The 25966-nt window shown below is 70.1% G+C and carries 20 protein-coding genes and 1 pseudogene; 10 read left to right on the top strand and 11 right to left on the bottom strand.

The annotated features are described in order from the left end of the window. Positions 1 to 37: 37 nt before the first annotated feature. Together gloB and V2J18_RS07625 are read left to right on the top strand one after the other, a co-directional pair. On the top strand, positions 38 to 832 hold the full coding sequence (gene gloB, locus V2J18_RS07630) for a hydroxyacylglutathione hydrolase (protein WP_336131452.1): 795 nt from the start codon (positions 38 to 40) through the stop codon (positions 830 to 832). Continuing rightward, positions 829 to 2079 (top strand): lytic transglycosylase domain-containing protein, encoded by a 1251-nt coding sequence (locus tag V2J18_RS07625; protein ID WP_336131451.1) that lies wholly within the window; start codon positions 829 to 831, stop codon positions 2077 to 2079. Before gloB ends, V2J18_RS07625 begins: the two co-directional genes overlap by 4 nt. Positions 2080 to 2202: 123 nt before the next feature. On the opposite strand, the gene V2J18_RS07620 is transcribed toward V2J18_RS07625, so the two are convergent. The 6 genes from V2J18_RS07620 to grxC form a co-directional block, all read right to left on the bottom strand. Beyond that, positions 2203 to 3546 (bottom strand): Na+/H+ antiporter NhaC family protein, encoded by a 1344-nt coding sequence (locus V2J18_RS07620; RefSeq protein ID WP_336131450.1) that lies wholly within the window; start codon positions 3544 to 3546, stop codon positions 2203 to 2205. A 478-nt stretch (positions 3547 to 4024) separates the two neighbouring features. Then, a complete protein-coding gene (locus V2J18_RS07615; protein WP_336131449.1) occupies positions 4025 to 4399 on the bottom strand; it encodes a hypothetical protein in 375 nt (124 codons plus the stop codon). Next, the gene (locus tag V2J18_RS07610) at positions 4381 to 4614 is read right to left on the bottom strand and encodes a hypothetical protein (RefSeq protein WP_064746233.1); all 234 of its coding nucleotides are present in this window, start codon (positions 4612 to 4614) and stop codon (positions 4381 to 4383) included. The genes V2J18_RS07615 and V2J18_RS07610 overlap by 19 nt, the downstream gene beginning before the upstream one ends. Positions 4615 to 4841: 227 nt before the next feature. Then, complete coding sequence (locus V2J18_RS07605) at positions 4842 to 5855, bottom strand: isocitrate dehydrogenase (RefSeq protein WP_064746234.1); 1014 nt, start codon at positions 5853 to 5855, stop codon at positions 4842 to 4844. A 411-nt stretch (positions 5856 to 6266) separates the two neighbouring features. Next, complete coding sequence (locus tag V2J18_RS07600) at positions 6267 to 6602, bottom strand: carboxymuconolactone decarboxylase family protein (RefSeq protein ID WP_261369980.1); 336 nt, start codon at positions 6600 to 6602, stop codon at positions 6267 to 6269. A 243-nt stretch (positions 6603 to 6845) separates the two neighbouring features. After that, positions 6846 to 7121 (bottom strand): glutaredoxin 3, encoded by a 276-nt coding sequence (gene grxC, locus V2J18_RS07595; protein ID WP_087960655.1) that lies wholly within the window; start codon positions 7119 to 7121, stop codon positions 6846 to 6848. Between the two features lie 331 nt (positions 7122 to 7452). On the opposite strand from grxC, the gene V2J18_RS07590 reads away from it, so the two are divergent. The 5 genes from V2J18_RS07590 to ppx all read left to right on the top strand — a co-directional run bounded on the left by V2J18_RS07590 (position 7453) and on the right by ppx (position 15098). After that, entirely contained in the window at positions 7453 to 9081 is a 1629-nt protein-coding gene (locus tag V2J18_RS07590) for a M48 family metalloprotease (protein ID WP_064746298.1), read from the top strand. Positions 9082 to 9376: 295 nt separating this feature from the next. Continuing rightward, entirely contained in the window at positions 9377 to 10084 is a 708-nt protein-coding gene (phoB, locus tag V2J18_RS07585) for a phosphate regulon transcriptional regulator PhoB (protein WP_064746237.1), read from the top strand. 9 nt (positions 10085 to 10093) lie between these two features. After that, on the top strand, positions 10094 to 11449 hold the full coding sequence (gene phoR / locus V2J18_RS07580) for a phosphate regulon sensor histidine kinase PhoR (protein WP_064746238.1): 1356 nt from the start codon (positions 10094 to 10096) through the stop codon (positions 11447 to 11449). 18 nt (positions 11450 to 11467) lie between these two features. Beyond that, on the top strand, positions 11468 to 13552 hold the full coding sequence (gene ppk1, locus V2J18_RS07575) for a polyphosphate kinase 1 (protein ID WP_336131448.1): 2085 nt from the start codon (positions 11468 to 11470) through the stop codon (positions 13550 to 13552). Positions 13553 to 13568: 16 nt separating this feature from the next. Further along, on the top strand, positions 13569 to 15098 hold the full coding sequence (ppx, locus tag V2J18_RS07570; protein WP_336131447.1) for an exopolyphosphatase: 1530 nt from the start codon (positions 13569 to 13571) through the stop codon (positions 15096 to 15098). 600 nt (positions 15099 to 15698) lie between these two features. On the opposite strand, the gene mdoH is transcribed toward ppx, so the two are convergent. Both mdoH and V2J18_RS07560 read right to left on the bottom strand, forming a co-directional pair. Beyond that, positions 15699 to 17645 carry a glucans biosynthesis glucosyltransferase MdoH gene (gene mdoH, locus V2J18_RS07565; protein ID WP_336131446.1) on the bottom strand — a complete coding sequence of 649 codons (1947 nt, stop codon included), beginning with the start codon at positions 17643 to 17645 and terminating at the stop codon, positions 15699 to 15701. Continuing rightward, entirely contained in the window at positions 17642 to 19081 is a 1440-nt protein-coding gene (locus tag V2J18_RS07560; RefSeq protein WP_336131445.1) for an OpgD/OpgG family glucan biosynthesis protein, read from the bottom strand. Before V2J18_RS07560 ends, mdoH begins: the two co-directional genes overlap by 4 nt. A gap of 310 nt (positions 19082 to 19391) precedes the next feature. Between V2J18_RS07560 and V2J18_RS07555 the strand changes: the two are divergent. Both V2J18_RS07555 and V2J18_RS07550 read left to right on the top strand, forming a co-directional pair. Next, positions 19392 to 20504: pseudogene (locus V2J18_RS07555) on the top strand (glycosyltransferase family 4 protein); the annotation flags it as partial. Positions 20505 to 20641: 137 nt separating this feature from the next. Beyond that, positions 20642 to 21181 (top strand): phosphatase PAP2 family protein, encoded by a 540-nt coding sequence (locus tag V2J18_RS07550; RefSeq protein WP_087960656.1) that lies wholly within the window; start codon positions 20642 to 20644, stop codon positions 21179 to 21181. 390 nt (positions 21182 to 21571) lie between these two features. Here V2J18_RS07550 and V2J18_RS07545 read toward each other — a convergent pair whose 3' ends face one another. The 3 genes from V2J18_RS07545 to creD all read right to left on the bottom strand — a co-directional run bounded on the left by V2J18_RS07545 (position 21572) and on the right by creD (position 24622). Beyond that, on the bottom strand, positions 21572 to 22465 hold the full coding sequence (locus V2J18_RS07545) for a carbon-nitrogen hydrolase family protein (RefSeq protein WP_064746244.1): 894 nt from the start codon (positions 22463 to 22465) through the stop codon (positions 21572 to 21574). A gap of 24 nt (positions 22466 to 22489) precedes the next feature. Further along, positions 22490 to 23098 (bottom strand): GNAT family N-acetyltransferase, encoded by a 609-nt coding sequence (locus V2J18_RS07540; protein ID WP_064746245.1) that lies wholly within the window; start codon positions 23096 to 23098, stop codon positions 22490 to 22492. A gap of 120 nt (positions 23099 to 23218) precedes the next feature. Beyond that, on the bottom strand, positions 23219 to 24622 hold the full coding sequence (gene creD, locus V2J18_RS07535) for a cell envelope integrity protein CreD (RefSeq protein WP_336131444.1): 1404 nt from the start codon (positions 24620 to 24622) through the stop codon (positions 23219 to 23221). Between the two features lie 705 nt (positions 24623 to 25327). Between creD and V2J18_RS07530 the strand changes: the two genes are divergently transcribed. Further along, positions 25328 to 25942, top strand: coding sequence for a hypothetical protein (locus V2J18_RS07530; RefSeq protein ID WP_141233304.1), 615 nt, complete (start codon positions 25328 to 25330; stop codon positions 25940 to 25942). Positions 25943 to 25966: the final 24 nt, after the last annotated feature.

The following is a 25966-nucleotide window of genomic DNA, read 5'->3' as shown; positions in this document are numbered from 1 at the left end:
CGGCGATCCGGCGCCGGCGTTCGCCAGGAGACCGACGATGCGGCTGCTCGCCCTGCCCGCCCTCAGCGACAACTACATCTGGGCCCTGTGCGGCAGCGACGACGAGACCGCGCTGATCGTCGACCCGGGCGACGCCGCGCCGGTGCTGGCCGCGGCCGCGAACGGCCTGCGCCCGGTCGGAATCCTGCTGACCCACCACCACAACGACCACATCGGCGGCACCGCCGCGCTGCGCGAGCGCTGGCCGGGCCTGCCGGTATTCGCCCCCGACGACGAGCGCATCGGCGACGCCACGGTGCGGGTCGACGACGGCATCCGGGTGCATGTCGCCGGCTGGACTTTGCAGGTCCTGGCGGTACCGGGCCATACCCGCAGCCACGTGGCCTATTACCTGGACCGCAGCGGCAGCGGCAGCGATGGCCAACGCCTGCTGTTCAGCGGCGACACCTTGTTCAGCCTGGGCTGCGGCCGGCTGTTCGAAGGTACCGCCGCACAGATGCTGAGCTCGCTGACCCGGCTGGCGGCCCTGCCGGACGACACCCGGGTCTGCTGCGGACACGAATACACCCTGGCCAACGGCGCTTTCGCGCGCGTGGTCGAACCCGACAATCCGGCGCTGTCGCGCCGCATCGAACAGGCCCAGAGCATGCGCAACGCCGGACGTCCCTCGGTTCCCAGTTCGCTCGGCGAGGAACGCGCGACCAACCCCTTCCTGCGCAGCCGCGAGGCTTCCGTGCTGCGCAGCCTGACCGCCCGCCTGGGCCGCGCGCCGGCCGACGAGGTCGAAGCCTTCGCCGAGCTGCGGCGTTGGAAAGACGGGTTCCAGGCGTGAACGCCGTCGCTGCGCGCGGCGCTCGTCGCCGGCTGCTGGGCGCGGCCCTGGCCTGCTCGCTCGGCCTGGGCGGTGCCACCGCGGCCTTCGCCGAACCGCCTGCGACCGCCAAGCCCGCGACCGCCGTCGACGAGCCCGCAGCCGCGACCCGCAACGGCCACGAGATCTATCGCCGCTTCCGCGAAGGGTTGGCCGACCCGAGCTGCGAACCCGGAGTCAGCAGCCGCTGGCGCCAGCATTTCGCCACTGCGCCCAAGCGCCTGGCCGCCTCCGACGACGACCTGCTGCCGCTGTTCGGCTACGTGGTCGACGCCCTGCGCGAGGCCGGCCTGCCGACCGAGTACGCGCTGATTCCCTTCGTCGAAAGCGGCTACCGCCCCGGCGCGCGCAGCGCCGCCGGCCCGGCCGGGCTGTGGCAGATGATCGCGATGACCGCGCGCAACCACCGCGTGCCGATGCGCGAGGGCTACGACGGCCGCCTGTCGCCGGTCGAATCGACCCGCGCCGCGGTGCGCTACCTCAAGACCCTGCACGGCATGTTCGGCGGCGACTGGCGGCTGACGGTGATGGCCTACAACGCCGGCGAATACCGCGTGCTCAATGCGGTCAAGCGCGCCGGCACGCCGATCGCCCAGACCCGTCACGACCGCCTCAGCGGCCTGTCCGACATCACCACGTCCTACGTGCGCAAGCTGCACGCCCTGTCTTGCCTGATGGAACAAGCCGACGACCGCGACGAGTGGCTGGCCGCGCTGGACCGGCCGGTGCCGCGACTGGATGCGGTGGAGGTGCCCTCCGACGTCGACAGCATCGGCGAGTGGGCCGCGCGCACCGGCCAGAACGCCGCGCAGTTGCTGCGCCTGAACCCGGCCTTCCGCGACGGCCGCATCGCCCGTGCCGGCGGCAAGCGCGCGCCGCTGCTGGCGGTGGCGGCGCCGGCGGTCGGCTCGCCGGGGCCGGTCGCGGCCGACCTCGCGGTCGTCGAGGGCGCCCTGCCATCGGGCCCGGCCGTCGCGGCCGAAACCGCGCGCACCGAGGCGTCGGTCGACGAAGACGTCGCCGCGCCGCGCGAGCCCAAGGCCCCGCGCCGCCACACCGTCGGCCGCGGCGACAACGCCTGGAGCATCGCCAAGCGCTACCGCATCCGCGTCGCCGACCTGCTGCAGCGCAACGGCCTGACCGCCAAGGCCGTGCTCAAGCCCGGCCAGGCGCTGCTGATCGACGCCCCGGGGCGCACGCAGGACTGAATCCGCATCGCGGCAAGGCGGCGTGCGCCTGTGCGCCTGCTCCGCGTCCCAACGCAAGCAGCCCGGCCAAAGCCGGGCTGCATCGCGGACAAATCGGGCCGATCGTCCTGCGTGTCGCTGGGTTCAGCCCAACGCCGCCTCGGCCGTGCGCTTGCGCGAAGGCCACAGCATAGCGACCAGGGTGATGCCGCCGAGCAGCCAGCTGTAGTGGACGTTGCCGACCAGTTGCAGCGGCGAGACCTTGCTCAAGGACGCGGCGAGCAGGATCTGCGCGCCGTAGGGCAGCACGCCCTGGGTCACGCAGGCGAAGATGTCGAGCACGCTGGCCGCGCGCGCCGGCGGCACGCCGTGCTGCTGGGCGACATCGCGGGCCAGGCCGCCGCTGATCAGGATCGCGACCGTGTTGTTGGCGGTGAACACGTCGGTGGTCGCCGACAGCGCGGCGATGCTGATTTCGCCGGCGCGGCGGCTGCGGTGGCCGCGGGCGAACTTGCCGATCGTCTGCGCCAGCCAGGCCAGCCCGCCGGCGGCCTTCATCAGCGCGCCCAGGCCGCCGACCAGCAACGACAGCAGCGTGATCTCGACCATGCTCTCGAAGCCGTCCCAGATGTGGCTGGTGTAGGCGGCGAAGCCGAAGTCCTCGGCGAAGAACACGCCGAACAGGCCGGCCACGACCAATCCCAGGCTGAGCACGATGATCACGTCGATGCCGGCGATGGCCAGGCCGAGCACGATCAGGTAGGGCAGGATCAACCAGGGCGAGACCGGATCGGGCGTGTCGACCGGCGCGGTCTCGCCGAGGAAGCCGAGCAGCACCAGGGTGGCCAGCGCCGCCGGCAGCGCCAGCTTGAAGTTCTCGCGGAACTTCTCGCGCATGGTGCAGCCCTGGGTGCGGCTGGCGACGATCGCAGTGTCGGAGATCACCGACAGGTTGTCGCCGAAGGTGGCGCCGCCGATCACCGCGCCCAGCACCAGCGCGCGGTCCAGGCCGGAGGCGTCGGACACGCCCAGCGCGATCGGCGCGACCGCGGCGATGGTGCCCATCGAGGTGCCCAGCGACATCGAGATGAAGCCGGCGACCACGAACAGCGCCGGCAGCAGCAACGCCGGATGCACGTTGCCGACGCCCAGCGCCACGATGGCGTCGACCGCGCCGATCGCCTTGGACACTTCGACGAAGCCGCCGGCGAGCAGGAAGATCAGGCACATCAGCACCACGTTGTGGTCGCCCATGCCCTGCAGCAGGGTCTCCAGCGGCTTGATCCCGCGCCGCCAGGCGATGAACGCGGCCAGCGCCAGCGCCGGCAGGATCGCCACCGGCGCATGCAGTTGGTAGAAGCCCATCGCATCGCCGTGCGCGGTGAAGTACAGCCCGGCACCGAAGAACAGGGCCAGGAACACCAGCAGCGGGCTCAGCGCCAGCGCGCTCGGGGACAACGGCGCGCCGGGGCGGGACGGATCATTCATCGCTTCATCCGAATGAATTAGAAAACTTGGCGATTTTGCAGCGCAGCATCACGGATGTCGAGTGCTGGGGGTGGAAAGCTGGGATTCGGGATTAGGGATTAGGGATTAGGAATTAGGAATTAGGGATTAGGGGGCGGGCCGAGGCTGGGGATATCCGTTGCCGGCGGAGCCGGCGGCTGGGTCTGCCGCGCTTGATCCGCCCTCGCCCCAATCCTTTTCCGCAAGCGGGAGAGGGAGCGCTACGCGGCTATGTTGCCCCCTTCCCCCTCCCATCCTCCCCCTTTCCCTTCCACCTATCCCCTCTCCTCCTTCCCGGCCGCTCTTCCCTCCTCCCGCTTGCGGGAGAAGGGGCCCGCAGGGGGATGAGGGCAGCGCACCAACGAAAACGGGGCGCCCGCAGGCGCCCCGTCGATAACGCGATGGCCGGCCGGCGCGAGGCCGTCGTCCACTGGACGGCCCACGGCGGCGCCACGCCCGCTCAGATCACGATGATGCAGCGGCCGTAGCGGTCGCAGATTGCATAGGTCTGCCACACGCCTTCGTCGCACAGGTAAATCCGCGAGCTGCCGTCGTGCGCACGCTCCGTCACCCGCTGCCCCTGGTTGGCGGCCGTGCAGGTGCCCGGCGCCGGGATCGCGGCGACGGTGCCGGCGGCGCTCATCAACACGATCGCCGCGAACGCGATCGCCCTGCCCTTCATCTTCCTGATCTTCATGGATGCCTCAATGCATGCAAGGTGCCGCCGGGACAACGCGCGCGATGCGGCGCCATAGGCGCGCATCGGCGGCGCGGCCGGCAGTCGGCGGCGTCCTGCCGGACTCATGCCGGGATCGATCAGATCACGATGGTGCAACCGCGGTAATCGCAGATCGCGTACAGCAGCCACACCCCGTCCTCGCATTGGTAGATGCGCGAGGTGCCGTTGGGTCCGTATTCCTTGATCCGCTGCCCCTGGTTTTCCGCGGTGCAGGTACCGCGCGGCGGAATCGCCGCGACGGTGCCGGCGGCGCCGATCAACGCGATCGCCGCGAATGCGATCGCCTTCCCCTTCATCTTCCTGATCTTCATGACGTTCCTCGATGCGAACCTGACCGCCGGTATGCGGGGCCGCCGCCGCTCCCCAGCGGTGGCGGACATCGATGCGCGCGCGGCCCCCTTCGGGCAGGCGACGGCGTCCTGCCGGAATCTCGCCGCAGGAGCCTAGCGCCGCGCGCCGCGCGCAAGCGTGCGGTGCGCCGCAAAACGAACGGGGCGCCCGAAGGCGCCCCGTCGTCGATCGATCGCAGCGGTATCGCTCAGGCCGTGGCGCGGCTGGCGATGGCCTTGGCGAACGACATCGTGTTGCCTTCGCCGCCCAGGTCCGGGGTCAGCGAATCCTTGGCTTCCAGGGTGGCGACGATGGCTTCGCGCAGCTTGGTCGCCTTTTCCGGCTGGCCCAGGTGGTCGAGCATCTGCGCCGCGCCGAGCAGCAGCGCGCAGGGGTTGGCGATGCCCTTGCCGGCGATGTCCGGAGCCGAGCCGTGCACGGCTTCGAAGATCGCCGCGTCGGTGCCGATGTTGGCGCCCGGGGCCAGGCCCAGGCCGCCGACCAGGCCGGCGCACAGGTCGGAGATGATGTCGCCGAACAGGTTGGTGGTGACGATGATGTCGAACTGCTCCGGACGCATCACCAGCTGCATGCAGGTGTTGTCCACGATCATCTCGTTGCACTGGATGTCCGGGTACTGCTGCGCCACTTCGCGCGCGGTCTTCAGGAACAGGCCCGAGGTCGACTTCAGGATGTTGGCCTTATGCACCACGGTGACCTTCTTGCGGCCGGTCTTGCGGGCCAGGTCGAAGGCGTAGCGGACGATGCGCTCGGAGCCGCGGCGGGTGATCTTCTGGGTCAGCATCGCCGTCTCGCCGTCTTCCGACAGCGACTGGCCTTCGCCGATGTACGCGCCTTCGGTGTTCTCGCGCACGGTGATCAGGTCCACGCCCGAGGGGAAGCGCGACTTGGTGTTCGGGAACGACTTGGCCGGACGCACGTTGGCGTACAGGTCGAAGCGCTTGCGCAGTTCGACGTTGATCGAGCTGAAGCCTTCGCCGACCGGGGTGGTCAGCGGGCTCTTCAGCGCGATGCGGTGGGTGCGGATCGAGTCCAGGGTCGCCTGCGGCAGCAGTTCGCCGTGCTTTTCCAGCGCGACCAGGCCGGCGTCGGCGAACTCGTAGGACAGGCCGACGTTCATCGCGTCGAGCACGTGCAAAGTCGCGTCCATGATCTCCGGGCCGATGCCGTCGCCACGGATGACCGTAATCGTTTGCGTCATGAGAGCAGTTCTTCCAGCGGTAGGGCGCGCGGCGCTGTGGCGCGGCGCACGAAACGAAAGTGTTAACCGCACAATTATGCCGGAAGCGGCCCCGCCCTGCATTCGCGGCCGTACTGGACCCAGGCCGGATGGCCCCGTGCCGGGTCCAGCGGACCGATTCGGCCAAGCCGGGCGTTCCCGGGGCTCGCGCTCCGGGGTGGGGGCGGCGTCCCACAGGGATTCCCTCCGGTCACAAGCCGCGACCGCGCTGGCGCGACGGCCGGCGCAGGCGGCCGCCCTGCGGCACGGCGCCAGTCTCGCGCCCCCTCAAGACACGAAAGCCCGGTCCCGCCGTCGCGAAACGGAGGCACCGGGCTCCGGGGTCGCGGCTCACGCCGCTCCTACAGAGGGCTTGCGCCGCGCTGAGCAGACTCAGCCGTGGTCGTGACCGGCCGGGGCCTGGGCCTCGCCCTGTTCGAGCTGGTCGAGGAAGTCGACCGCGCGACGCAGGTGCGGGATCACGATCGAGCCGCCGACCACCAGGCCGACCGAGAAGGTCTCGAACATCTCATCGCGGTTGACGCCCGCCTCCTTGCACTGGGCGACGTGGTAGCTGATGCAGTCGTCGCAGCGCAGCACCAGCGAGGCCACCAGGCCCAGCAGTTCCTTGGTCTTCACGTCCAGCGCGCCGGCCTGGTAGGTCTGGGTGTCGAGGGCGAAGAAACGGCGTACGACCTGGTTGGGTTCGGCCAGGATGCGCTCGTTCATGCGCTTGCGGAACGCGGTGAATTCGGCGACGCGGTCTTTTTGCGACGAGGCGCCGTCGTCGGCGGGGGAATGGCTCACGCGGGGTCCTTGGATTGGAGAGGCTACGGAGGGAGGAGCGGCGCGCGGAGGATGCGTTTGCGCGCTTGCCGTCCTTGGCGCGGCTTGCCCGGCCGCGGATCGGGCCCGGTCCGTCCCTGGCCGGTCGTTCGCGGGCACAGGCGGCGCTGCCGCCCGGGCGCCCGCTCAGCCGGCCAGCAACGGCTCCAGGCCGCCGGCGCGGTGCAGCGCGATCATGTCGTCGTAACCGCCGACGTGGGTCTGGCCGATGAAGATCTGCGGCACGCTGGTGCGCTGGGTGCGCGCGATCATCTTCTCGCGCTCGCCCGGTTCCAGATCGATCCGGACCTCGGTCCACTGCTGGCCCTTGCTCTTGAGGAAGTTCTTGGCGGCGACGCAGTACGGGCAGATCGCGGTGGTGTAGATGACGATCTCGGGCGTCGTGGGGGCGGTGTCGGTCAAAACGGTTCTCCTGCCTGAACTCTGGGATGCGATTGCGGTCGGAATATGGGCGTAGCGTCGATGAGTTTAAAGTTCGCCGGCGGAACGCACTCCACCGGCATTCGATACGCCGGCGTCCGGAGCAGGGCCCGGCGCGGCCGCAAGCCGCGCCGGCCGCCGCCCGGACGTCGACGCCACGATGCCGACGCCGCGGAAATGAACGCACCGACAGTTAACGACGTATTCACGCCGTCCGCCGATCCGGGCGGCATCCTGCCATGCATCCGCCGCGCGCGCGAAACCGCGCCGCCGCGCCCAGCCGACCGGCTCCGCCGGCCCGAGGACCCACCGCTTGCGCCGCATCGCCCTGCTCACCGCCGCCGTCACCCTCGCCATCGGCAGCCTCTGCGCGCAGGCGCAGGAATCCAAGCTGCCGGACATCGGCTCCTCGGCCGGCGAACTGCTGACGCCGGCCAAGCAGCGCCAGTACGGCGCGATGATGCTGGCCCAGCTGCGCCATTACGACTACCTGCTGGAAGACCCGCTGATCGACAGCTGGCTGGAGACCCTGGGCACGCGCCTGGCCGCCAACAGCGACAAGCCGCGCCAGCCGTTCAACTTCTTCATGCTGCGCGAGCGCCAAATCAACGCCTTCGCCACCCTGGGCGGCTACATCGGGGTCAACTCCGGCCTGGTCCTGACCGCCGAGCGCGAGGACGAAGTCGCCGCGGTGCTATCGCACGAGATCGCCCATGTCACCCAGCAGCACGTGCTGCGCGGGGTCGAGCGCGCCCAGCGCGACCAGTTGCCGATCCTGCTGGCGATGCTCGGCGCGATCGTCGCCGCCCAGGCCGCCGGCGGCAATTCCAGCGACGACGCGACCATGGCCGCGGTCAGCTCGGGCATGGGCCTGATGCAGCAGCGGCAGATCAACTACACCCGCTCCAACGAGTCCGAGGCCGACCGGATCGGCATCCAGACCCTGTCGCGCAGTCACTACGACACCACCGCGATGGCCGACTTCTTCGCCCGCATGCAATTGGTCTCGCGCAGCAACAAGGCCAACTGGTACGGCGAAACGCCGGACTATCTGATGACCCACCCGGTCACCACCACCCGCATCAGCGAAGCCAAGGAACGCGCCGAGCAGATCGCCGCCAAGAACAGCGTCACCGCGATCACGACCACCCCGGACGCGACCCGGGTCGAACGCATTCCCAAGACGCCTTTCAGCCTGCCCGACAGCAGCGACAACCCGCTGCTGCCCAACGGCATCCGCATCAGCGATCAGGCCCTGACCGCCGGCGGCACCGGCGTGTTCGATTTCGCCCGCGAACGCATCCGCGTGCTCAGCGCCGGCTCGCCGCGCGACGCGGTGCGCGAGTACGAGCGCCTGGGCACGCGCAGCGACGCCCAGGCGTACGGCCAGGCCCTGGCGCAGATGCGCAGCAACCAGCCCGGCGCGGCGCTGCCCGCGCTGGAGACGCTGGTGCGCAAGCACCCGGGGCAGATGTGGCTGAACCTGGCCCTGGCCGAAGCCGAGGCCCAGGCCGGCAAGACCGCCGCCGCCGACACCCGCTTCGAGGCCATGCTGCGCCAGACCCCGAACAACCGTGCGGTCGCGCTGGGCTATGCCAAGGTCCTGACCGACCGCAATACCCCGGCCGCCGGCCAGCGCGCCCAGGCCGTGCTGCGCCCCTTGCTCGGCGGCGGCGGCGAAGACCCGCTGTTGCAGCAGACCTTCGCCCGGGCCTGCGAGATCGCCGGCGACGCGATCCGCGCCGGCGAGGCCTATGCCGAGGCCGCCTACCTGCGCGGCCGGCCGGAGCAGGCCCTGGTCCAGCTCAACAACCTCAAGCGCAAGCCGGACCTGGACTACTACGCCCGCGCCCGGATCGAGGCGCGCATCGCCGCGATCACCCCGGCGGTGCTGGAACTGCGTCGCCAGGGCGTGCGCGACGAGGACCTGCGGCGCCAGTAAACGCCGCGCTGCGGACCGGACTCTCGCCACGGCCGCCGTCGGCGCTCGGTCGGCTGCCATGCCCATGTCATCTGGCCGCCAAACTCGAGCGTCGCCGATCGCGCAGGCATCGCCGGCGAAACAGCCGCCTGCACCGCACAAGCCCCGCCGCCTGGGGCTTTGCCGGCCTGCCCCGGGGGCCGCGTCTGCGGTCACAGTCCGCTCAAGACCGCCCGTCCCATGTCACGGAGCAGTCATAAAACGGTAGTGTACTGACGCGGTTTCAAGGCCCTCCCCTGCCTCCCCCGGTGACCGTGTGCAGAAGCGCATCCTGATAGTCGAAGACGAACCCGCCATCCGCGACATGGTGTCCTTCGCCCTGCGCAAGGGCGAGTACGAGCCGGTCCATGCCGGCGATGCCCGCGAGGCCCAGGCGGCCATCGCCGACCGCGTGCCGGACCTGATCCTGCTCGACTGGATGCTGCCCGGCACCAGCGGCCTGGAACTGGCCCGGCGCTGGCGCAAGGAGTCGCTGACCCGCGAGATCCCGATCATCATGCTGACCGCGCGCGGCGAGGAGAACGACCGCGTCGGCGGGCTCGAAGCCGGCGTCGACGACTACGTGGTCAAGCCCTTCTCGGCGCGCGAGCTGCTGGCGCGGATCCGCGCCGTGCTGCGCCGCTCGCGCGAGGACGACGAGGACGGCAGCGTCGGCGTCGGCCCGCTGCGCATCGACGGCGCCGCGCACCGCGTGTTCGCCCAGGTCGGCGGCGGCGACCAGCCGGTGCAGATCGGCCCGACCGAGTACCGCCTGCTGCATTTCTTCATGACCCACCCCGAGCGGGTCTATTCGCGCACCCAACTGCTCGACCACGTCTGGGGCGGCAGCGTCTACGTCGAGGAACGCACCGTCGACGTGCACATCCGCCGGCTGCGCAAGACCCTGGAACCGCACCACCTGGACGGCATGGTCCAGACCGTTCGCGGCGCCGGGTACCGTTTTTCCGCCTCGCTCGCCGCGTAAGCTGGGGGTATGCCGCCCCGCGCACGCTCCGCCTGGTTCCGCACCCTGGGTCAGCTCGCGCTGATCCTGGTCGCCGCGGCCATACTCGGCGTTCTGATCGGCTATCCCTGGCCGGTGGTCACCGCCGCCGCCCTGGGCGTGGTCGCCTGGCATTACTGGCGCCTGCGCCGGGTGCTGATCCGCCTCACCGCGCGCCAGCGCCTGACCCCGCCGCTGGGCGAAGGCATCTGGAACGAACTCGACCGCCTGCTGCACCGCAGCCAGGCCGAGATGCGCGGACGCAAGCGCCGCCTGATCGAGATGCTGCGCGCCTACCGCGCAGCCGCTGCGGCGATGCCCGACGCGATCGTGGTGGTCGAGCGCAACAGCCAGCGCATCCAATGGTTCAACGAAGCCGCCAACGGCCTGTTCGGCCTGCGTTACCCGCGCGACATCGGCGCGCCGGTGGTGCAGCGCCTGCAACCGCTGCAGCTCGCGCACTGGCTGGCCTCCGGGCGCAACGCCGAGCCGCTGGAGGCGGCCTCGCCGTGGAACCCGGCGATCACCCTGAGCCTGCGCCTGATCCCCTACTCCGAGAACCTGTGGCTGCTGGTCGCGCGCGACGTCAGCCGGCTGCTGCAGCTGGAACAGATGCGCCGCGACTTCGTCGCCAACGTCTCGCACGAGCTGCGCACGCCGCTGACCGTGGTCCACGGCTATCTGGACATGCTCGATCCGGAGGAACACCCGGACTGGGCGCCGATGCTGGCCGAGATGCAACGCCAGTCGCAGCGCATGACCCAGCTGGTCGAAGACCTGCTGACCCTGTCGCGGCTGGAATCGCAGGACGGCCTGATCGCCGAAGAAACCGTGGCGATGGCCTCGATGCTGGCCACGCTCAAGCGCGAAGCCAACGCGCTGAGCCAGGGCCGGCACGAGATCGCGATGGACGACCTGGCCGGGATCGACCTGTTCGGCTCCAACAAGGAACTGCACAGCGCCTTCTCCAACCTGGTCAGCAATGCGATCCGCTATACCCCGGCCGGCGGCACCATCCGCATCCGCTTCCGCCCCGAAAACGAAGGCCTGGCGCGCGGCGCCGTGCTGGAGGTGGTCGACAGCGGCTACGGCATTCCGGCCGCGCACCTGCCGCGCATCACCGAGCGCTTCTACCGCGTTTCCACCAGCCGTTCGCGCGAAAGCGGCGGCACCGGCCTGGGCCTGTCGATCGTCAAGCACGTGCTGCACCTGCACCAGGCGCGGCTGGAGATCGCCAGCGAAGTCGGCCGCGGCAGCACCTTCGCCTGCCACTTCGGTCCCGACCGCATCCGCCGCCGCGACGCCTACGACGGCTATTCCGATACTCTTCCCGAAGCACTGCCCTAGGACCGCCGCTGTAGCGCCATGAACGCGATGACGGAAACACCGCTGGATACCGATCCGCTGCGCGACAGCGCGCTGTACTTCAACCGCGAGCTGTCGCAGCTGGACTTCAACTTCCGCGTCCTGGCCCAGGCCCAGGACCCGCAGGTGCCCCTGCTGGAGCGGCTGAAGTACCTGTGCATCTCCTGCACCAACCTCGACGAGTTCTTCGAGATCCGCGCCGGCACCCTGCGCCACGCCCAGGACCTCGGCCTGGCGCCGGGCCCGGACGGACTGGCGCCGCAGACGGTGCTGTCGCGCATCCACGAGCGCGCCGCCGAGCTGGTCAAGTCGCAGTACGAGTGCTGGAACGACGTGTTGCGCCCGGCGCTGAACGAGGCCGGCGTGCGCGTGCTCGGCCGCAACTCCTGGAACGCGCGCCAGACCCGCTGGCTGCGCGCCTATTTCCGCGACGAGATCATGCCGGTGCTGTCGCCGCTGGGCCTGGACCCGGCGCACCCGTTCCCGAAGATCCTCAACAAGTCGCTCAACATCGTCGTCGTGCTCAAGGGCAAGGACGCGTTCGGACGCGCCGGCAATCTGGCCATCGTGCGCGCGCCGCGTTCGCTGCCGCGCATCATCCAGATGCCGGAGAACGTGTCCGGCGGCAAGCACGACTTCGTGTTCCTGTCCTCGGTGCTGTCGACCTTCGTCGACGAGCTGTTCCCGGGCATGGAGGTCAAGGGCGCCTACCAGTTCCGCGTCACCCGCAACTCCGAGCTGCTGGTCGACGAGGAGGAAGTCGACAACATCGCCCTGGCCCTGCGCGACGAGCTGATCGGCCGCGGCTATCTGCGCGCGGTGCGGCTGGAGATCGCCGAGCAGTGCCCGAAACCGATCGTGCGCACGCTGCTGGAGAATTTCGACCTGCCCGAGAACGCGGTCTACCGCATCAACGGCCCGGTCAACCTCAACCGGGTGATCCAGGTCTACGACCTGGTCCAGCGCCCGGAACTGAAGTTCCCCTCCTACCAGCAGCGCGTGCCGGCCGGCATCGACAGCATCTTCGACACCGTCGCCGACGGCGACCTGCTGCTGCACCATCCTTTCGACTCGTTCGCGCCGGTGCTGGAGCTGATCCGCCAGGCCGCCGAAGACCCGAACGTGCTGGCGATCAAGCAGACCCTGTACCGCGCCGGCAAGGACTCGCCGATCGTCGAGCAGTTGGTGCAGGCCGCGCGCAACGGCAAGGACGTCACCGTGGTGGTCGAGCTGCGCGCGCGCTTCGACGAAGAGGCCAACCTGGGGCTGGCCGACCGGCTGCAGGAAGCCGGCGTGCAGGTGGTGTACGGCGTGGTCGGCTACAAGACCCACGCCAAGATGCTGCTGATCGTGCGCCGCGAGGGCCGCAAGCTCAAACGCTACGTGCACCTGGGCACCGGCAACTACCACAGCGGCACCGCGCGCGCCTACACCGACTTCGGCCTGATCACCGCCGACCCCGACATCGGCAACGACGTCCATCTGATCTTCCAGCAACTGTCCGGCCTGGCGCCGTCGCTCAAGCTCAAGTGCCTGCTGCAGTCGCCGTTCACCCTGCACGCCGGGGTGCTCAAGCGCATCGACCGCGAGACCAAGCACGCTCGCGCCGGCAAGCCGGCGCGGATCGTCGCCAAGATGAACGCTTTGAACGAGCCGCAGGTGATCCGCGCCCTCTACCAGGCCTCGCAGGCCGGGGTCCAGATCGACCTGATCGTGCGAGGCGCCTGCACCCTGCGCCCCGGCGTGGAAGGCGTGTCCGACAACATCCGGGTGCGCTCGATCGTCGGCCGCTTCCTCGAACACCACCGGGTCTACTGGTTCGCCAACGACGGCGCGCCGGACCTGTTCTGCTCCAGCGCCGACTGGCTGGAGCGCAACCTGCTGCGGCGCATCGAGACCGGTTTCCCGATCCTGGATTCGGACCTGCGCGCGCGGGTCTACGAGGAGGCGCTGGCCAATTATTTGAGCGACAACCTCAACGCCTGGCAGCTCGGCGCCGACGGTCGCTACAGCCGGATCGTCCCCGAAGACGGCGCCATGCCGCATTCGGCCCAGGCGACCCTGTTGGCCAAACTGTGCGGATAGTCGAAAATTCCGCGCCATGAATAACGTGTTCCCGACCACCCGCCTGCCGCTCCAGGACGGCGACCTGCTCGCCGCCGTCGACCTGGGGTCGAACAGCTTCCATATGGTGGTCGCACGTTACGTGCTCGGCCAGCTGCGCACCGTCGACCGCCTGCGCGAAACCGTGCGCCTGGCCGAAGGCCTGGACCGCAAGGGCGGGCTGGCGCCGGAGGTGCGCCAGCGCGCGCTGGATTGCCTGTCGCGCTTCGGCCAGCGCATCCGCGACGTGCCGCCGCAACGGGTGCGCGCGATCGCCACCAACACCGTGCGCCGCCTGGCCGCGCCGCAGGCCTTCCTGATGCCGGCCGAATCGGCCCTGGGCCACGCCATCGAAGTGGTGTCCGGCCGCGAGGAGGCGCGCCTGATCTACCTCGGCGTCGCCCACGCCCAACCGTCCAAGCCCGGCGAGCGCCGGCTGGTGATCGACATCGGCGGCGGCTCCACCGAATGCATCGTCGGCAGCGGCTTCGAGGCGATCGAGCGCGAAAGCCTGCAGGTCGGCTGTGTCGCCAGCACCCGCCGCTTCTTCGAGAACGGCAAGCTGTCGAAGAAGAAATGGCGCGACGCGCTGACCGAGGTATCGGCCGAGTTCCAGCAGTTCGCCGGCACTTACCGCGCGCTGGGCTGGCACGAGGCGCTGGGTTCGTCCGGCACCAACAAGGCGATCGGCGAGATCTGCGCGGCGATGAAGCTGACCAAGGGCGCGGTCACCGCCGACGCCCTGCCGCAGCTGCGCGACCGCCTGCTGCAGGCCGACCGCATCGATGCGATCGACCTGCCCGGCCTGTCCTCCGACCGCCGCCCGATCATCGCCGGCGGCATCCTGATCCTGGAAGCCGCGTTCAACGTGCTCGGCCTGCAGCGCATGGCGGTCAGCAAGGCGGCGATGCGCGAGGGCGTGCTGTACGACATGCTCGGCCGCGGCGGCGCCGACGACCCGCGCGACGCGGCGGTAGCGGCGCTGGTCAAGCGCTACGGCATCGACGAACAACAGTCGGCGCGGGTCGAGGCGACCTTGCTGCGGCTGTTCGACCAGGTCGCCCAGGGCTGGAGCCTGGACGCCGACGACCGGCTGATGCTGCAGCGCGCCGCGCGCCTGCACGAGCTCGGCCTGGCCATCGCCCACAGCCAATACCATGTGCACAGCTCCTACGTGATCGAGAACTCGGACATCTCCGGCTTCTCGCGCCAGCAACAGCAATTCCTCGCCGCGCTGGTGCGCACCCATCGCCGCGGCATTCCCAAGTCCGCGTTCGACGCCCTGCCCGACCGCTTGCTGGCCGCGGTCCGCCGCAGCTCGGCCCTGCTGCGCTTGGCGGTGCTGCTGCACCGCGCCCACGAATCCGACCCGATCCCGCAACTCGACGCCCAGGTCGAGGGCTCGACCCTGACCCTGACCGTGTCCAAGCGCTGGCTGGAATCGCGCCCGCTGATCCGCGCCGACCTGGAAGGCGAACCGCAGGACATGGCGGGTCTGGGAATCGCGCTGAAGCTGCTGGCTTCGTAAGCCCCGCCACACAGACCGCGCCGGCCGCGGCGCGGCGCATGCAGTCCACGCCCGCGGCCGCATCCTTCCAGGCGCCGCACGGCAAGCGACGCCCAGCGCCCGCGGTTGCGGTTGCTGTTGCTGTTGCCGTGAACAGCTTGGCGCCGCTTCGAACTCGCCAAGACAAATGGAGGGCGGCCCGCAGGGAGGCGGGCCGTGCGCAGCCAAACCAAGGATGGCCTGTGCGGAGCAGCCCCGCGCAAGCTACGTCCCATAGTGGCTCTTGATCCGAAACCGCCATGGCGTTTTCTTCGGTTACTTTTGACCGAAGGAAAGCCCGTAGGGCTTTGTCGCCTTGGACGAAGAAAGTGACCCGGCCGCTTGCGGACGGACGCTTGGCTTTGACGCTTTAGAAGCCTTCGAACGGCATGAGCCGTGAGACCGCAAGAGCGCGGTCGCGGCTTGCGCCGCTCCTACCTCGCGGGGGTTTCGAGCTTCGATCGATGGCGAAGGCGTTGATTCCTCTGCGCGTCCCTTGGTCGCGGCTTACGCCGCTCCTACAGGGGCCCAGGACAAAGACGCGGCGAGATCGAACGATGGCGGTCGCGGCTCGCGTCGCTCCTACTTCTGCGCTACCGGCGCTGCGGAGGCCTGTTGCGCCGAACGCTGCGCCGCTTCGGCGCGCAATTGCCGCGCCCGCACCAGCACCGGCGGCGGCGTCACTTCCTCGGGAATGCGGAAGATGCCGAGCTTGCGCAGAAACTGCCCCGGCCCGCGCGAGGACGTGAAGGCCACCACCGGAATCGACACGATCAGGCCCAGGATCACCGGCGACATCCATGCCGCCAACGGCGGCGAAATCACATAGGCCATGGACCCGATCAACAGGCCGAGCAGGCTCAGCCCGCCGTAGCTGCGGACCAGGCCCGACAGCGGCAGGCTGCCGTCGTCGCGACGCTGCGACTCCCAGCCCGAATCCTTGCCGGCCAGCACTTCGGCCACGCCGCGCGATTGCACGTACATGGTGATCGGCGCCATCAACGCCGCCAGCAGGGTCTCGAAGATCATGCTGACGAAGGCGCGGACCGCGCCGCCACAGCCGCGCCGGGTGTCCGGATCGGTCAGCAACGCGAGGTAGGCCATGAACTTCGGCGCCAGCAGCACCGCCATGGTCGCCACGAACACCCACAGCACCCGGTCCGGGTCCTGGTCGCGCCAGTAGTCGCTGGGCGAGAAGCCCGGCAGGCGCACGCTGTCCCAGTTGAAGAAACCGGCATGGTCGAGCGGGATCGCCAGGCCGATCAGCATCAGCATCGCCCACATCGGCGCGGTGAAGTAATGGCCGATGCCGATCAGCAGGTGCAGTCGGTTGATCCAATGCAGGCCACGCGCCGGCAGCACCGCGGTGTGCTGCAGATTGCCCTGACACCAGCGGCGATCGCGCACCAGCATGTCGGTCAACGACGGCGGACCTTCCTCGTAGCTGCCGACCAGTCCCGGCACCATGTGCAGCGCCCAGCCGCCGCGGCGCATCAACGCGGCCTCGACGAAGTCGTGGCTGAGCACGGTGCCGCCGAACGGGCGCCGGCCGCGCAGTTCGGGCAAGCCGGCGTGATCGGCGAAGGCGCGGGTGCGGATGATCGCGTTGTGGCCCCAGTAGTTGCTTTCCGCGCCGTGCCACCAGGCGATGCCGTAGGCGATCACCGGGCCGTACACGCGGCCGGCGAACTGCTGCATGCGCGCGAATAGGGTCTGGCCGTTGACGATCATCGGCAGGGTCTGGATCAGGGCCACGTCCGGATGCTGCTCCATCGCCCCCGACAGCTTCACGATGACCTCGCCGGTCATCAGGCTGTCGGCGTCGAGGATCAGCATATGCGGATAGGCCGCGCCGAAGCGGCGCACCCATTCGGCGATGTTGCCGGCCTTGCGTTCGGCGTTGTTCTTGCGCCGGCGGTAGAAGATCCGCGCCTGGCCGCCGGTGCGCTCGCGCAGCGCCTGGAAGGCGCGGATCTCGGCCTGCCGGATCGGCTCCTTGGTGCTGTCGCTGAGGATGAAGAAGTCGAATTTGTCGAGCTGGCCGGTGGCGGCGACCGATTCGTAGATCGCCTGCAGACCGGCCATCAGCCGCTCGGGGTCTTCGTTGTAGGTCGGCGCCAGCAAGGCGGTGCGCTCGCCCAACGCAGGCAGTTCGCCGCCCTGCTTCAGGCCCAACCGCCAGCGCCGCCGCGACAGGATCAGGACGAAGCCGGCCAGGGCGCTGGTGAAGGCCAGCGCGATCCAGGCGAACAGGAACACGAACAGCAGCAACAGCACGCCTTCGAGCAGATTCAGCCCGCCGACGTAGAGCACGCGCAGGATCTGATAGGCCGCGATCAAGGTCAGCAGCGCGGCGCCGCCGATCACGTACAGGCGACGCCAGCCCATCGCGCTGGGCAAGGTCGGCAGCGGCGCCCGCGACAGCGCGCCGGCGGACAACGACTGCACCGGCATCGCCAGCGGCGACTCCGGCGGCAAAGCCTCGTACGGCGTAGAGCTGGGACGGTGCAACGGAGCGGTGGGATTCATGCGGTCCAACGATAAAGCCAGGTTTCGGAAACAGGACCGCGCTCGTCTTCGAGCACGGCGCGCAACTCGATGCTGCGCGCATCCTGCGGTTGCAGTTCGAAGGCCATGCGCCAGCCGCCGGTGCCGGCGTTGGCGTGCGCGACCGCGTCGACGACGCGACCGGCCGAGGCCCACACCGACGCGCGCAAGCGCGCCTCGCGGCCGAGCGCGGCCAGGCGACCGCCCTCCAGGTCGATCACCACCCGGCGCGCGCCGTCGCGGCCGGCGCCGATGCGGGTGCCGGCGACGCCGGCGAGCTCGGGCTTCCAGGCGTGGCGCGCGCACCAATGCAGGCGGTAGTCGTAACGGTACTCGCGGCCGGCCGCCAACGGCGCGCGCGGGCGCCAGAAGGCGACGATATTGTCGTGGTACTCGTCGCCGGTCGGTATTTCGATCAGATGCACCGCGCCCTCGCCCCAATCGCCCAGCGGCTCCACCCACAGGCTCGGGCGGCGCTCGTAATGGGCCTCGGCGTCGGCGTAGTCGGCGAAGGCGCGCTTGCGCTGCATCAGGCCGAAGCCGCGCGGGCGGCGGTCCTGGAACGCGCTTTCCTGCAGCGTGCGCGGATTGTGCAGCGGACGCCAGATCTGCTCGCCGGCGCCGTTGTACAGCGCCAGGCCGTCGGAGTCGTGCACCGAGGGCCGGAAGTCGTCGATGCCGACCCGGTTGGCCGCGTCGAAGTGGTACATGCTGGTCAGCGGCGCGATGCCGACCCGCGCCAGGCCAACGCGCGGATACAGCCGCAGCTGCGTATCGAACACGGTCTCGGCGCCGGGCGTGATCGCGAACCGCATCGCCCCGGCCACGCTGGGGCTGTCGAGCAGGGCGTGAACCACGATGCTGCGCGCGCGCCGCGTCGGCCGCTCGATCCAGAACCCGACGAACTGCGGAAACTCTTCGTCCTGGCCGGCGCCGGTGTTCAGCGCCAGGCCGCGCGCGGACAGGCCGTACAGCAGGTCCTTGGCGACCGCGCGGAAATAGCTGGCGCCGAGAAAGGCGGCGACCTCGTCGTAGTAATCGGCGCGGTTGATCGGCGCATGGATGCGGAACCCGGCGAAACCCAGGTCGTCCTGCTGCGGCTTGGGCGCCGCGCCGAAGCTGAACATCTGCGGCCGGTACAGCAGCGGCGTGGCCTGCCCGGCGTCGACCAGATGCACGTCGACCCGCTGCTTGAACAGGAAGCCGCGGTGAAAACACTGCAGCTGGAACGGCAGCCGTTCGGCCTTCCACAGCGCCTGGGCCGGGTCGAAACGGATGTCGCGGTAGCGGTCGTAGGGGAGCGCGGCCAGCGCCGGCGGCAGCTCGCTGTCGCCGGCGCGGTGGGGTTTCGCGGCCAGCGCGCGCGCCAGCGCCGGCACCGTGTCCGCGCCGAACGCCTGCGCCGGACCCGCCGCCACAGCGGTCCAGGAGGCGGCCGCGCCCAGCAGGGGCAGCGATAGCCCGGTTTTGAGTAGCTCGCGTCGGTGCACCGGCGGGGGACCCGGATCCAATGAATCGGGCGATTGTAGGGATCGGGTTGTTAACACTCCGGAACATGACCCCAGTGTGCCGGCATTGACGGCCCGGCCCGGACCCGCTCCGCGGCGGACAAATGCGCATCCGGTCACGCTCCTGCCGCTTGCCCGCGACGGCGTCATACCGCGGTCATACCGGCGCCACGTCCGGGACATGCCACGCCCCCAGGCTTGCCCAAACCGGGAGCCGCGCATGCGCTACGCGATCGTCACCGAGACCTATCCGCCGGAGATCAACGGCGTCGCCCTGACCGTGCAAGGGCTGGAACAAGGTCTGCGCGCCCGCGGCCATGCGGTCGAGTTGGTGCGGCCGCGTCAGAACGGCGATGTCGACCGGGGCCAGGCGCACGAAGTGCTGGTACCCGGCCTGCCGCTGCCGCGCTATCCCGGCCTGCGCTTCGGCCTGCCCTGCGCCGGCCGTCTGCGCGCGGCCTGGTCCCGGCAGCGCCCGGACGCGATCTACGTCGCCACCGAAGGCCCGCTGGGCTGGTCGGCGCTGCGCGCCGCGCGCCGCCTGGGCATTCCTGCCGCGACCGGCTTCCACACCCGTTTCGACGAATACATGCGCGACTACGGCGCGCCGTGGCTCGGCGGCATCGCCCTGGACTGGATGCGCCGCTTCCACAACGGCGCCGACGCCACCCTGGTGCCGACCCGCGAGTTGGCCGAGTTCCTGCGCGCACGCCGCTTCGAAGACGTGGTGCGCTTGCCGCGCGCGGTCGACACCGCGCTGTTCGATCCGCAACGGCGCAGCGCCGCCCTGCGCCGCGACTGGGGCCTGGGCGAGGACGGCCTGGCGGCGATCTACGTCGGCCGCATCGCCCCTGAAAAGAACCTCGATCTGGCAGTGCGCGCGTTCCGCGCCCTGCAGGCGCAACGGCCGCAGGCGCGCTTCGTCTGGGTCGGCGACGGACCCTCGCGCGAAAAACTGCAACGCGACAACCCGGATTTCATTTTCTGCGGCCTGCAGCGCGGCCAGGCCCTGGCCAGCCACTTCGCCAGCGGCGATCTGTTCCTGTTCCCCAGCCACAGCGAAACCTTCGGCAACGTCACCCTGGAAGCGATGGCGAGCGGCGTGCCGACGGTAGCTTTCGATTACGGCGCCGCCCACGAGCATCTGCGCGACGGCCGCGACGGCGCCGCGATCGCCGACGGCGACGACGCCGGCTTCGTCGCCGCGGCGGTGCGCATCGGCAGCGACGACGCGCTGCGCGCAGCGATGGCCCACGCCGGCCGCGAGGCGATCGCCGGGCTGCGCCCGGAGCAGGTCGCGGCCGACTTCGACGCGCTGCTGCGCGGCCTCGCCGAACGCAACACGCCCGGACGCCAGCTTCGCGCCGACGACGGCTCCGAACCCGCCGGCGCTATCCGCCCAATGCCCTCCGAAACCGTTCCGCCCCAAACCGCTCCCGGCAAACCGCCCCAGGAGGTCGCATGAACCGCATGCCCCTGCGCAAACGCCTCAGCGACGGCGAATCCGGCTGGTGTCTGCGCGCCAACCGGCTCGGCGAACGCAACGGCTCGCGCGCCTACTTCGCCGCGATCAGCCGGCTCGGCGACGGCGTGTTCTGGTACGTGCTGATGGCCGCGCTGATCGTCGCCGACGGCTACGACGGCCTGCGCGCCTCGCTGCATCTGGCCGCGACCGGCGTGATCGCACTGGCGCTGTACAAACTGCTCAAGCGCTGGACCCGGCGCCCGCGCCCGTTCGCGTCCGATCAACGCATCCACGCCTGGGTCGCACCGCTGGACGAGTTCAGCTTCCCCTCCGGCCACACTTTGCACGCGGTGGCTTTCAGCCTGGTCGCCATGGCCCATTACCCGCTGCTGGCCTGGCTGCTGATCCCCTTCACCGCCAGCGTCGCCGCCTCGCGCGTGGTGCTGGGCCTGCACTACCCCAGCGACGTGCTGGCCGCCACCGCGATCGGCAGCGCACTGGCCGGCCTGTCGCTGTGGTTGGTGCCCGGCGTGTCGTTGTGGTGAGGGCGGGATTCGGGATTCGGGATTCGGGATTCGGGAAGAGCAAATCGCTCCTGCCCCTTTTTTGCAAAGAGGGGAACGACGATGCGGCCTTGGCGGGTCCTCCATCCAGGGGTAGGAGCGGCGCGAGCCGCGATCGCCATGCTCCGTCCAGCGGCGCCGCCAACCGGCCCCTGTAGGAGCGGCGTGAGCCGCGACAACCGAAGCCAGGCCATACCACGTCGTCCGCCGAAGCGATTCGCACACCAGGCGCTGGCTTGAGCAGCGCCGTGCAAGCGGGCTCCTTGGGGCCACGCTTGCGCGGGTCGCTTCGGTGAGTCGCAGCTTATGACCGAAGGAAATCCCCGTGGGACGCCGCCCCTACAGGCGCGCGGCGTCCGCGACGCCCGGGGATCAGCCGCGCGGTTCCCAGGCCTGCACGCGCGCCCGCGCAATCGCCGGGGCGTGCTGGCCGGGCCAGTCGCGATCGTTGGCGACCTGCGCCCGCTCGCGGCTGGCGTCGAGCGCGGCGAAATCCAGATCGGCATACGCCCAGCGCTGCCCGCCGCGGGTCTGCGCAAGCACGCCGTCGGCCGGCAGGCCGACGTCCATCGGCGCGTACACCGCGGCTTCGCCGGTGTTCACGTCCAGCGCCGGACTCCAGGCCGCATCGCCCGCGGTCACCGCCTGGGCGACGAAGCAACGGTTCTCCAGCGCGCGCGCCAGGCACCCCACCCGCACCCGGGTCGCGCCGGCCTCGGTGTCGGTGCAGCTCGGCGCCAGCAACAACCGCGCCCCGGCCTCGCATTGCGCGCGCACCGGCAGCGGAAATTCGATGTCGTAGCAGACCGCGATGCCCGCGCGCGTCGGGCCGAGGGCGAAAGCCTTGAGCTCGTCGCCGGCCTCGATCACCCCGGCGCGCTTTTCGAACCCGGTCAATTGCAGCTTGTCCTGCCACACCCGGCCGCCGTCCGGCGCGAAGGCGTAACAGCGGTTGCGATAGCGGCCGTGCCCCGGATCGAGCAGGAAACTGCCGGCCACCACGTGCAGGCGCAATTCGCGCGCGAGCAGGCCGAACAGTTCCAGCCAGGCGCCGCGATAGGCCTGGGTGGCGACCAGCGAGGCATGCAGGTCGCCCTGGGTGGCGGCACCGAAGGTCGCGCCCAGCTCCAGCGACAGGTACTCCGGCAGCACCGCCACCTGCGCGCCGCCGGCGCGCGCCTCGGCCAGCCACTGCGCCTGCTTGTCGGCGAACTCGGCGAAATCGCGCGGCGCGCCGATCCGGTACTTGGCCACCGCTATCCTCATCCCGCGCTCCTCATGCCGCATGCCTCATCGCCCACGCTCCAAAGGCCGCAGCCAGAAACTCAAAGTATGCGGCTGTTCGCCGCGGCCGACCTCGCTCCAGCTCAGGTGGGCGCGCAGTTCGGGACGATGGGTGTAGCCGCGCTTGCGCCAGAAGACCTCGTTGCCGCGGTGGAACGCCGGCCGGCGCGGGTCGTCGTGATCGCGCTCGACCGCGCAGAACGCGGTCCAGCGGAAATCGCCCAGCGCGCGCGCATGCGCCTCGCGCAGGTCGAAAAAGCGATGGCCGACGCCGAGCCCGCGATACTCCGGCAACAACACCGACTCGCCGCAATAGAACACGTGCTCGACCTGGACCAGATGACCGTCGAAAGCCCCGCGGATCTCGTCGGTCTCGTCGCTCAGCGGCAACCCGGTCGAGGCGCCGACCACGCGCCCTCCGTCGAAAGCCAGCACCACCACGCTGCGCCAGGAATCGCGATACGTGCGCAGGTAACGCTCCTCGTACTGGGCGTCGCCGTCGTACAAATACGGCCAGTCGCGGAACACGCGCATGCGCAGTTCGGCCAGCGCCGGCAGATGAGGGGCGATCTCCACCCCAGCGAAACTGCGGATGACGGGCATCGGCTTCTTCATCGGTCCATCTTAGTCAGCGCGCAAGCCGCCGTGCCGTTCCCGGACCGATCTTTTCTGTATCAAGGTTTGCGCAGCCGCGGCCTCGCCGCGCCCGGGCGGTCCCGAGCGCGGCATGAGCGGTCAGAGCGGGCCGACCGGCGGGTCCGGCACCGGCGCACGGCGCGGCAGCCCGCCGCCGAGCTGGTACCAGTCGACCTTGCGGGTGACCGCCATGATCGTGGCCAGGATCAGGAACAGCAGGCCGGCGCCCAGCACCAGCGCGTTGTCCTCGGACACCAGCAACCCGTACAGGGCGCCGTACAGCGTGGTCAGCATGGCGCCGAAGCCGAGCGCGCGCACCAGGCTGCGCAGCACCGCGCTGAGATAGAACACCAGCAGGCCGATGCAGGCCGCGCTCGCCGCCAGATAGGCGTAGCCGAAGGCGATGTGCTCGCTGAGGCTGACCAGCAGCAGGAAGAAGATCGCCAGCGCCAAGCCGACCAGGCCGTACTGGATCGGGTGGATGCGCAATTGCTTGATCAGTTCGAACATGAAGAAGCCGACGAAGGTCAGCAACACGAACAGCAAGCCGTACTTGGTCGCGCGGTCGGCCTGGGTGTAGACGTTGACCGGGTCCTTGAGCGTCACCTGCACCGCGTTGACTTCGCCGATCGGTTCGTTGGAGTCGTCGTCGCGGGTAAGGCGCACCACCGGCAGCACGTTGCCGGCCAGGTACTGGCGCTGGGCGTTGGTCGCCACCGAGGCCACCTGCCATTCGGCGCGGAAGCCGTTCTCGCTGATGTCGTCCGAACTCGGCGGGAAGCTGCCGCCGTAGTTCGGGTGCGGCCACTTGGAATGCAGGGCGAAGCGGTTGCTCTTGCCCAGCGGCACCAGCGCCAGCGATTCGGTGCCGCCGAGGACGAAGCTCAGGTCGGTGTTCACGCGCAACTGAGCGCCCGGCGCCGGCGCCGCCAGGCGGGCGTGGATGCCGCCGCCGTCGCGCGCGCCCAGACCGTCCTCGATCGCCGCCTCGACGCCATTCAAACGCAGCTTGGGCGCGCGCAGGCCGCGCACGTCGGCGAAGGCGTAGCTGATCCACGGCCGGCCGATGCTGCGCACGCGGCCGTTGCGGGTCGAATCGACTGCCGGGTCGGCCGGAATGGTCGCGCTGAAATCGGCGCGCGCATGGCCGGTCCAGTCGTACACCCGCACCTTGTGCAGGCCGAGCTGGCGCACGCGCGGCAGCAGTTCGCCCTCGACCTCGAGCTTGTTCGGGAAGAAAGTCCAGTGCGCGACTTCGCGGCGCCGCACCTGCTTGATCGCGCCGTCGAGGTCCTTCTCCTGCTCGATCCAGGTCTCTTCGTACGGCACCACCAGCACCGGCCCGGAAAAGGCCTGCGCGCCGGCGTAGCTGCGCGCCATCCGGTTCACCGCTTCGGCGCGATAGCCCTGCCGCTCGTCGATGATCCCGCCGATCATCAACAGCGGTATCAGGATCGCCAGGGTCATCCCCAGCACCAACAACATCTTCAGCCACACCCGCATGGTCCTGCTCCTGGTTACGAACTCGGAGCGCAGCATGCGCAGCGCATGCGGGGACGCGATGGCCCGGCGGTGTGGCTGCGGTGAAGCAAGAGTGAAGCGCGCTCGCCGGCCCCGTACGGTCCGACCGCGGTGCGCCGTCGCGACGGTCCGCGCGGCGGTGGCGTTGCCGCAGACAGCGGAATCGGCCGCGGCGCCTGAGCGCGCACCGCGCCGGTTCGAACATCGCAGCGGCGCAACGGAATTCGCGGCGAGCGGGCCAGGGCGCCCACGATCTCGCGCCCGTCGACGGCCGCCCTCCGGAGGCACGGCAGGCCGATACACCGCCGGGGCCGCTCAGCGGCATGGCCGTCGTCCCCTGCCGCCGCGCCCCCGGCTACGGCCTGCCGAAGCCGCTTCTCGGCGCCGCCCCCTGGGGCCGTCGGCGCATCCACAAACATGAACGGGGAAGCGGCCGATCCCGCCCCGCCCGGACCGCCTCAGCCCGCCATTCCTGTCCCGAATAGCCCCGAGGACGTGCCGACCCTGGCCCGAAAAGACGCAAACCGACGCCGCAGGTCAGCTTCTGACTCACTCGTCCTCACGCAAAAATCACTTTGTGTTAACAATTTCAATGAGCTATGTGTCACATTTTTTGGCACGAAACCTGCTTCTGCCTGCGGTCAGCGCCCGGAGCCCCGGCCGCTCACCTCCTTTTGGATCCCGATGATGCGCAAGCTCCCGACCTCTCTTCTGGCCGCCGCCCTGCTGGCCGGCGCGCCGCTGCTCGCCCAGGCCGAATCGCAGTACAGCACCGGCGCCGGCTCGCCGCTGACCGCCAGCGCCAAGCTCGACTTCCAGATCACGATTCCGAAGATCCTGTTCCTGCGCGTCGGCAGCGGCGCGGACTACACCAGCACCGCGACGGTCAACCAGATCGCCTTCGCCGTCCCGGCCGCCAACGTCGGCAACGGCGCCGCCGTCGCCGCGACCGCGACCTCGGGCGACCTCGGCAACGGCGAAGTCACCGCCAAGGTGGTCGGCAACAACGGCAACATCACCCTCGGCGCCACCGCGCTGGGCGCGCTCAGCAACGGCGCCGCCGGCGACACCATTTCCTACAGCCAGATCGCCACCGCCAGCGACACCGCCGCCCTGCCGGCGCCGGTGCTGACCGACGGCGCCTCGACGCCGCTCACCATCGCGCCGGCCAGCGGCAAGGTCGTCAACCGCAGCGCGCGTTGGACCTACACCTACCTCAACAACAACGTCGTCGCCCCGGGCGTGTACGGCGGCGTCAACGCCAACAACAGCCGCGTCACCTACACCGCTTCGATGCCGTAAGCGGCGGACGGGCGACGCGCTCCG

The organism is Lysobacter firmicutimachus (genome assembly GCF_037027445.1).
Lineage (GTDB): Bacteria > Pseudomonadota > Gammaproteobacteria > Xanthomonadales > Xanthomonadaceae > Lysobacter > Lysobacter firmicutimachus.
The sequence above is the reverse complement of the archived record's forward strand: the minus strand, read 5'-3'. Positions and strand labels throughout refer to the sequence as shown.

Coding starts and splice junctions, on each gene's coding strand:
- gloB (WP_336131452.1), top strand. CDS start 38: ATGCGGCTGCTCGCCCTGCCCGCCCTCAGCGACAACTACATCTGGGCC.
- V2J18_RS07620 (WP_336131450.1), bottom strand. CDS start 3,546: ATGAATGATCCGTCCCGCCCCGGCGCGCCGTTGTCCCCGAGCGCGCTG.
- V2J18_RS07610 (WP_064746233.1), bottom strand. CDS start 4,614: ATGAAGATCAGGAAGATGAAGGGGAAGGCGATCGCATTCGCGGCGATC.
- V2J18_RS07605 (WP_064746234.1), bottom strand. CDS start 5,855: ATGACGCAAACGATTACGGTCATCCGTGGCGACGGCATCGGCCCGGAG.
- V2J18_RS07600 (WP_261369980.1), bottom strand. CDS start 6,602: ATGAACGAGCGCATCCTGGCCGAACCCAACCAGGTCGTACGCCGTTTC.
- phoR (WP_064746238.1), top strand. CDS start 10,094: ATGCCGCCCCGCGCACGCTCCGCCTGGTTCCGCACCCTGGGTCAGCTC.
- ppk1 (WP_336131448.1), top strand. CDS start 11,468: ATGAACGCGATGACGGAAACACCGCTGGATACCGATCCGCTGCGCGAC.
- ppx (WP_336131447.1), top strand. CDS start 13,569: ATGAATAACGTGTTCCCGACCACCCGCCTGCCGCTCCAGGACGGCGAC.
- mdoH (WP_336131446.1), bottom strand. CDS start 17,645: ATGAATCCCACCGCTCCGTTGCACCGTCCCAGCTCTACGCCGTACGAG.
- V2J18_RS07550 (WP_087960656.1), top strand. CDS start 20,642: ATGCCCCTGCGCAAACGCCTCAGCGACGGCGAATCCGGCTGGTGTCTG.
- V2J18_RS07545 (WP_064746244.1), bottom strand. CDS start 22,465: ATGAGGATAGCGGTGGCCAAGTACCGGATCGGCGCGCCGCGCGATTTC.
- V2J18_RS07540 (WP_064746245.1), bottom strand. CDS start 23,098: ATGAAGAAGCCGATGCCCGTCATCCGCAGTTTCGCTGGGGTGGAGATC.
- creD (WP_336131444.1), bottom strand. CDS start 24,622: ATGCGGGTGTGGCTGAAGATGTTGTTGGTGCTGGGGATGACCCTGGCG.
- V2J18_RS07530 (WP_141233304.1), top strand. CDS start 25,328: ATGCGCAAGCTCCCGACCTCTCTTCTGGCCGCCGCCCTGCTGGCCGGC.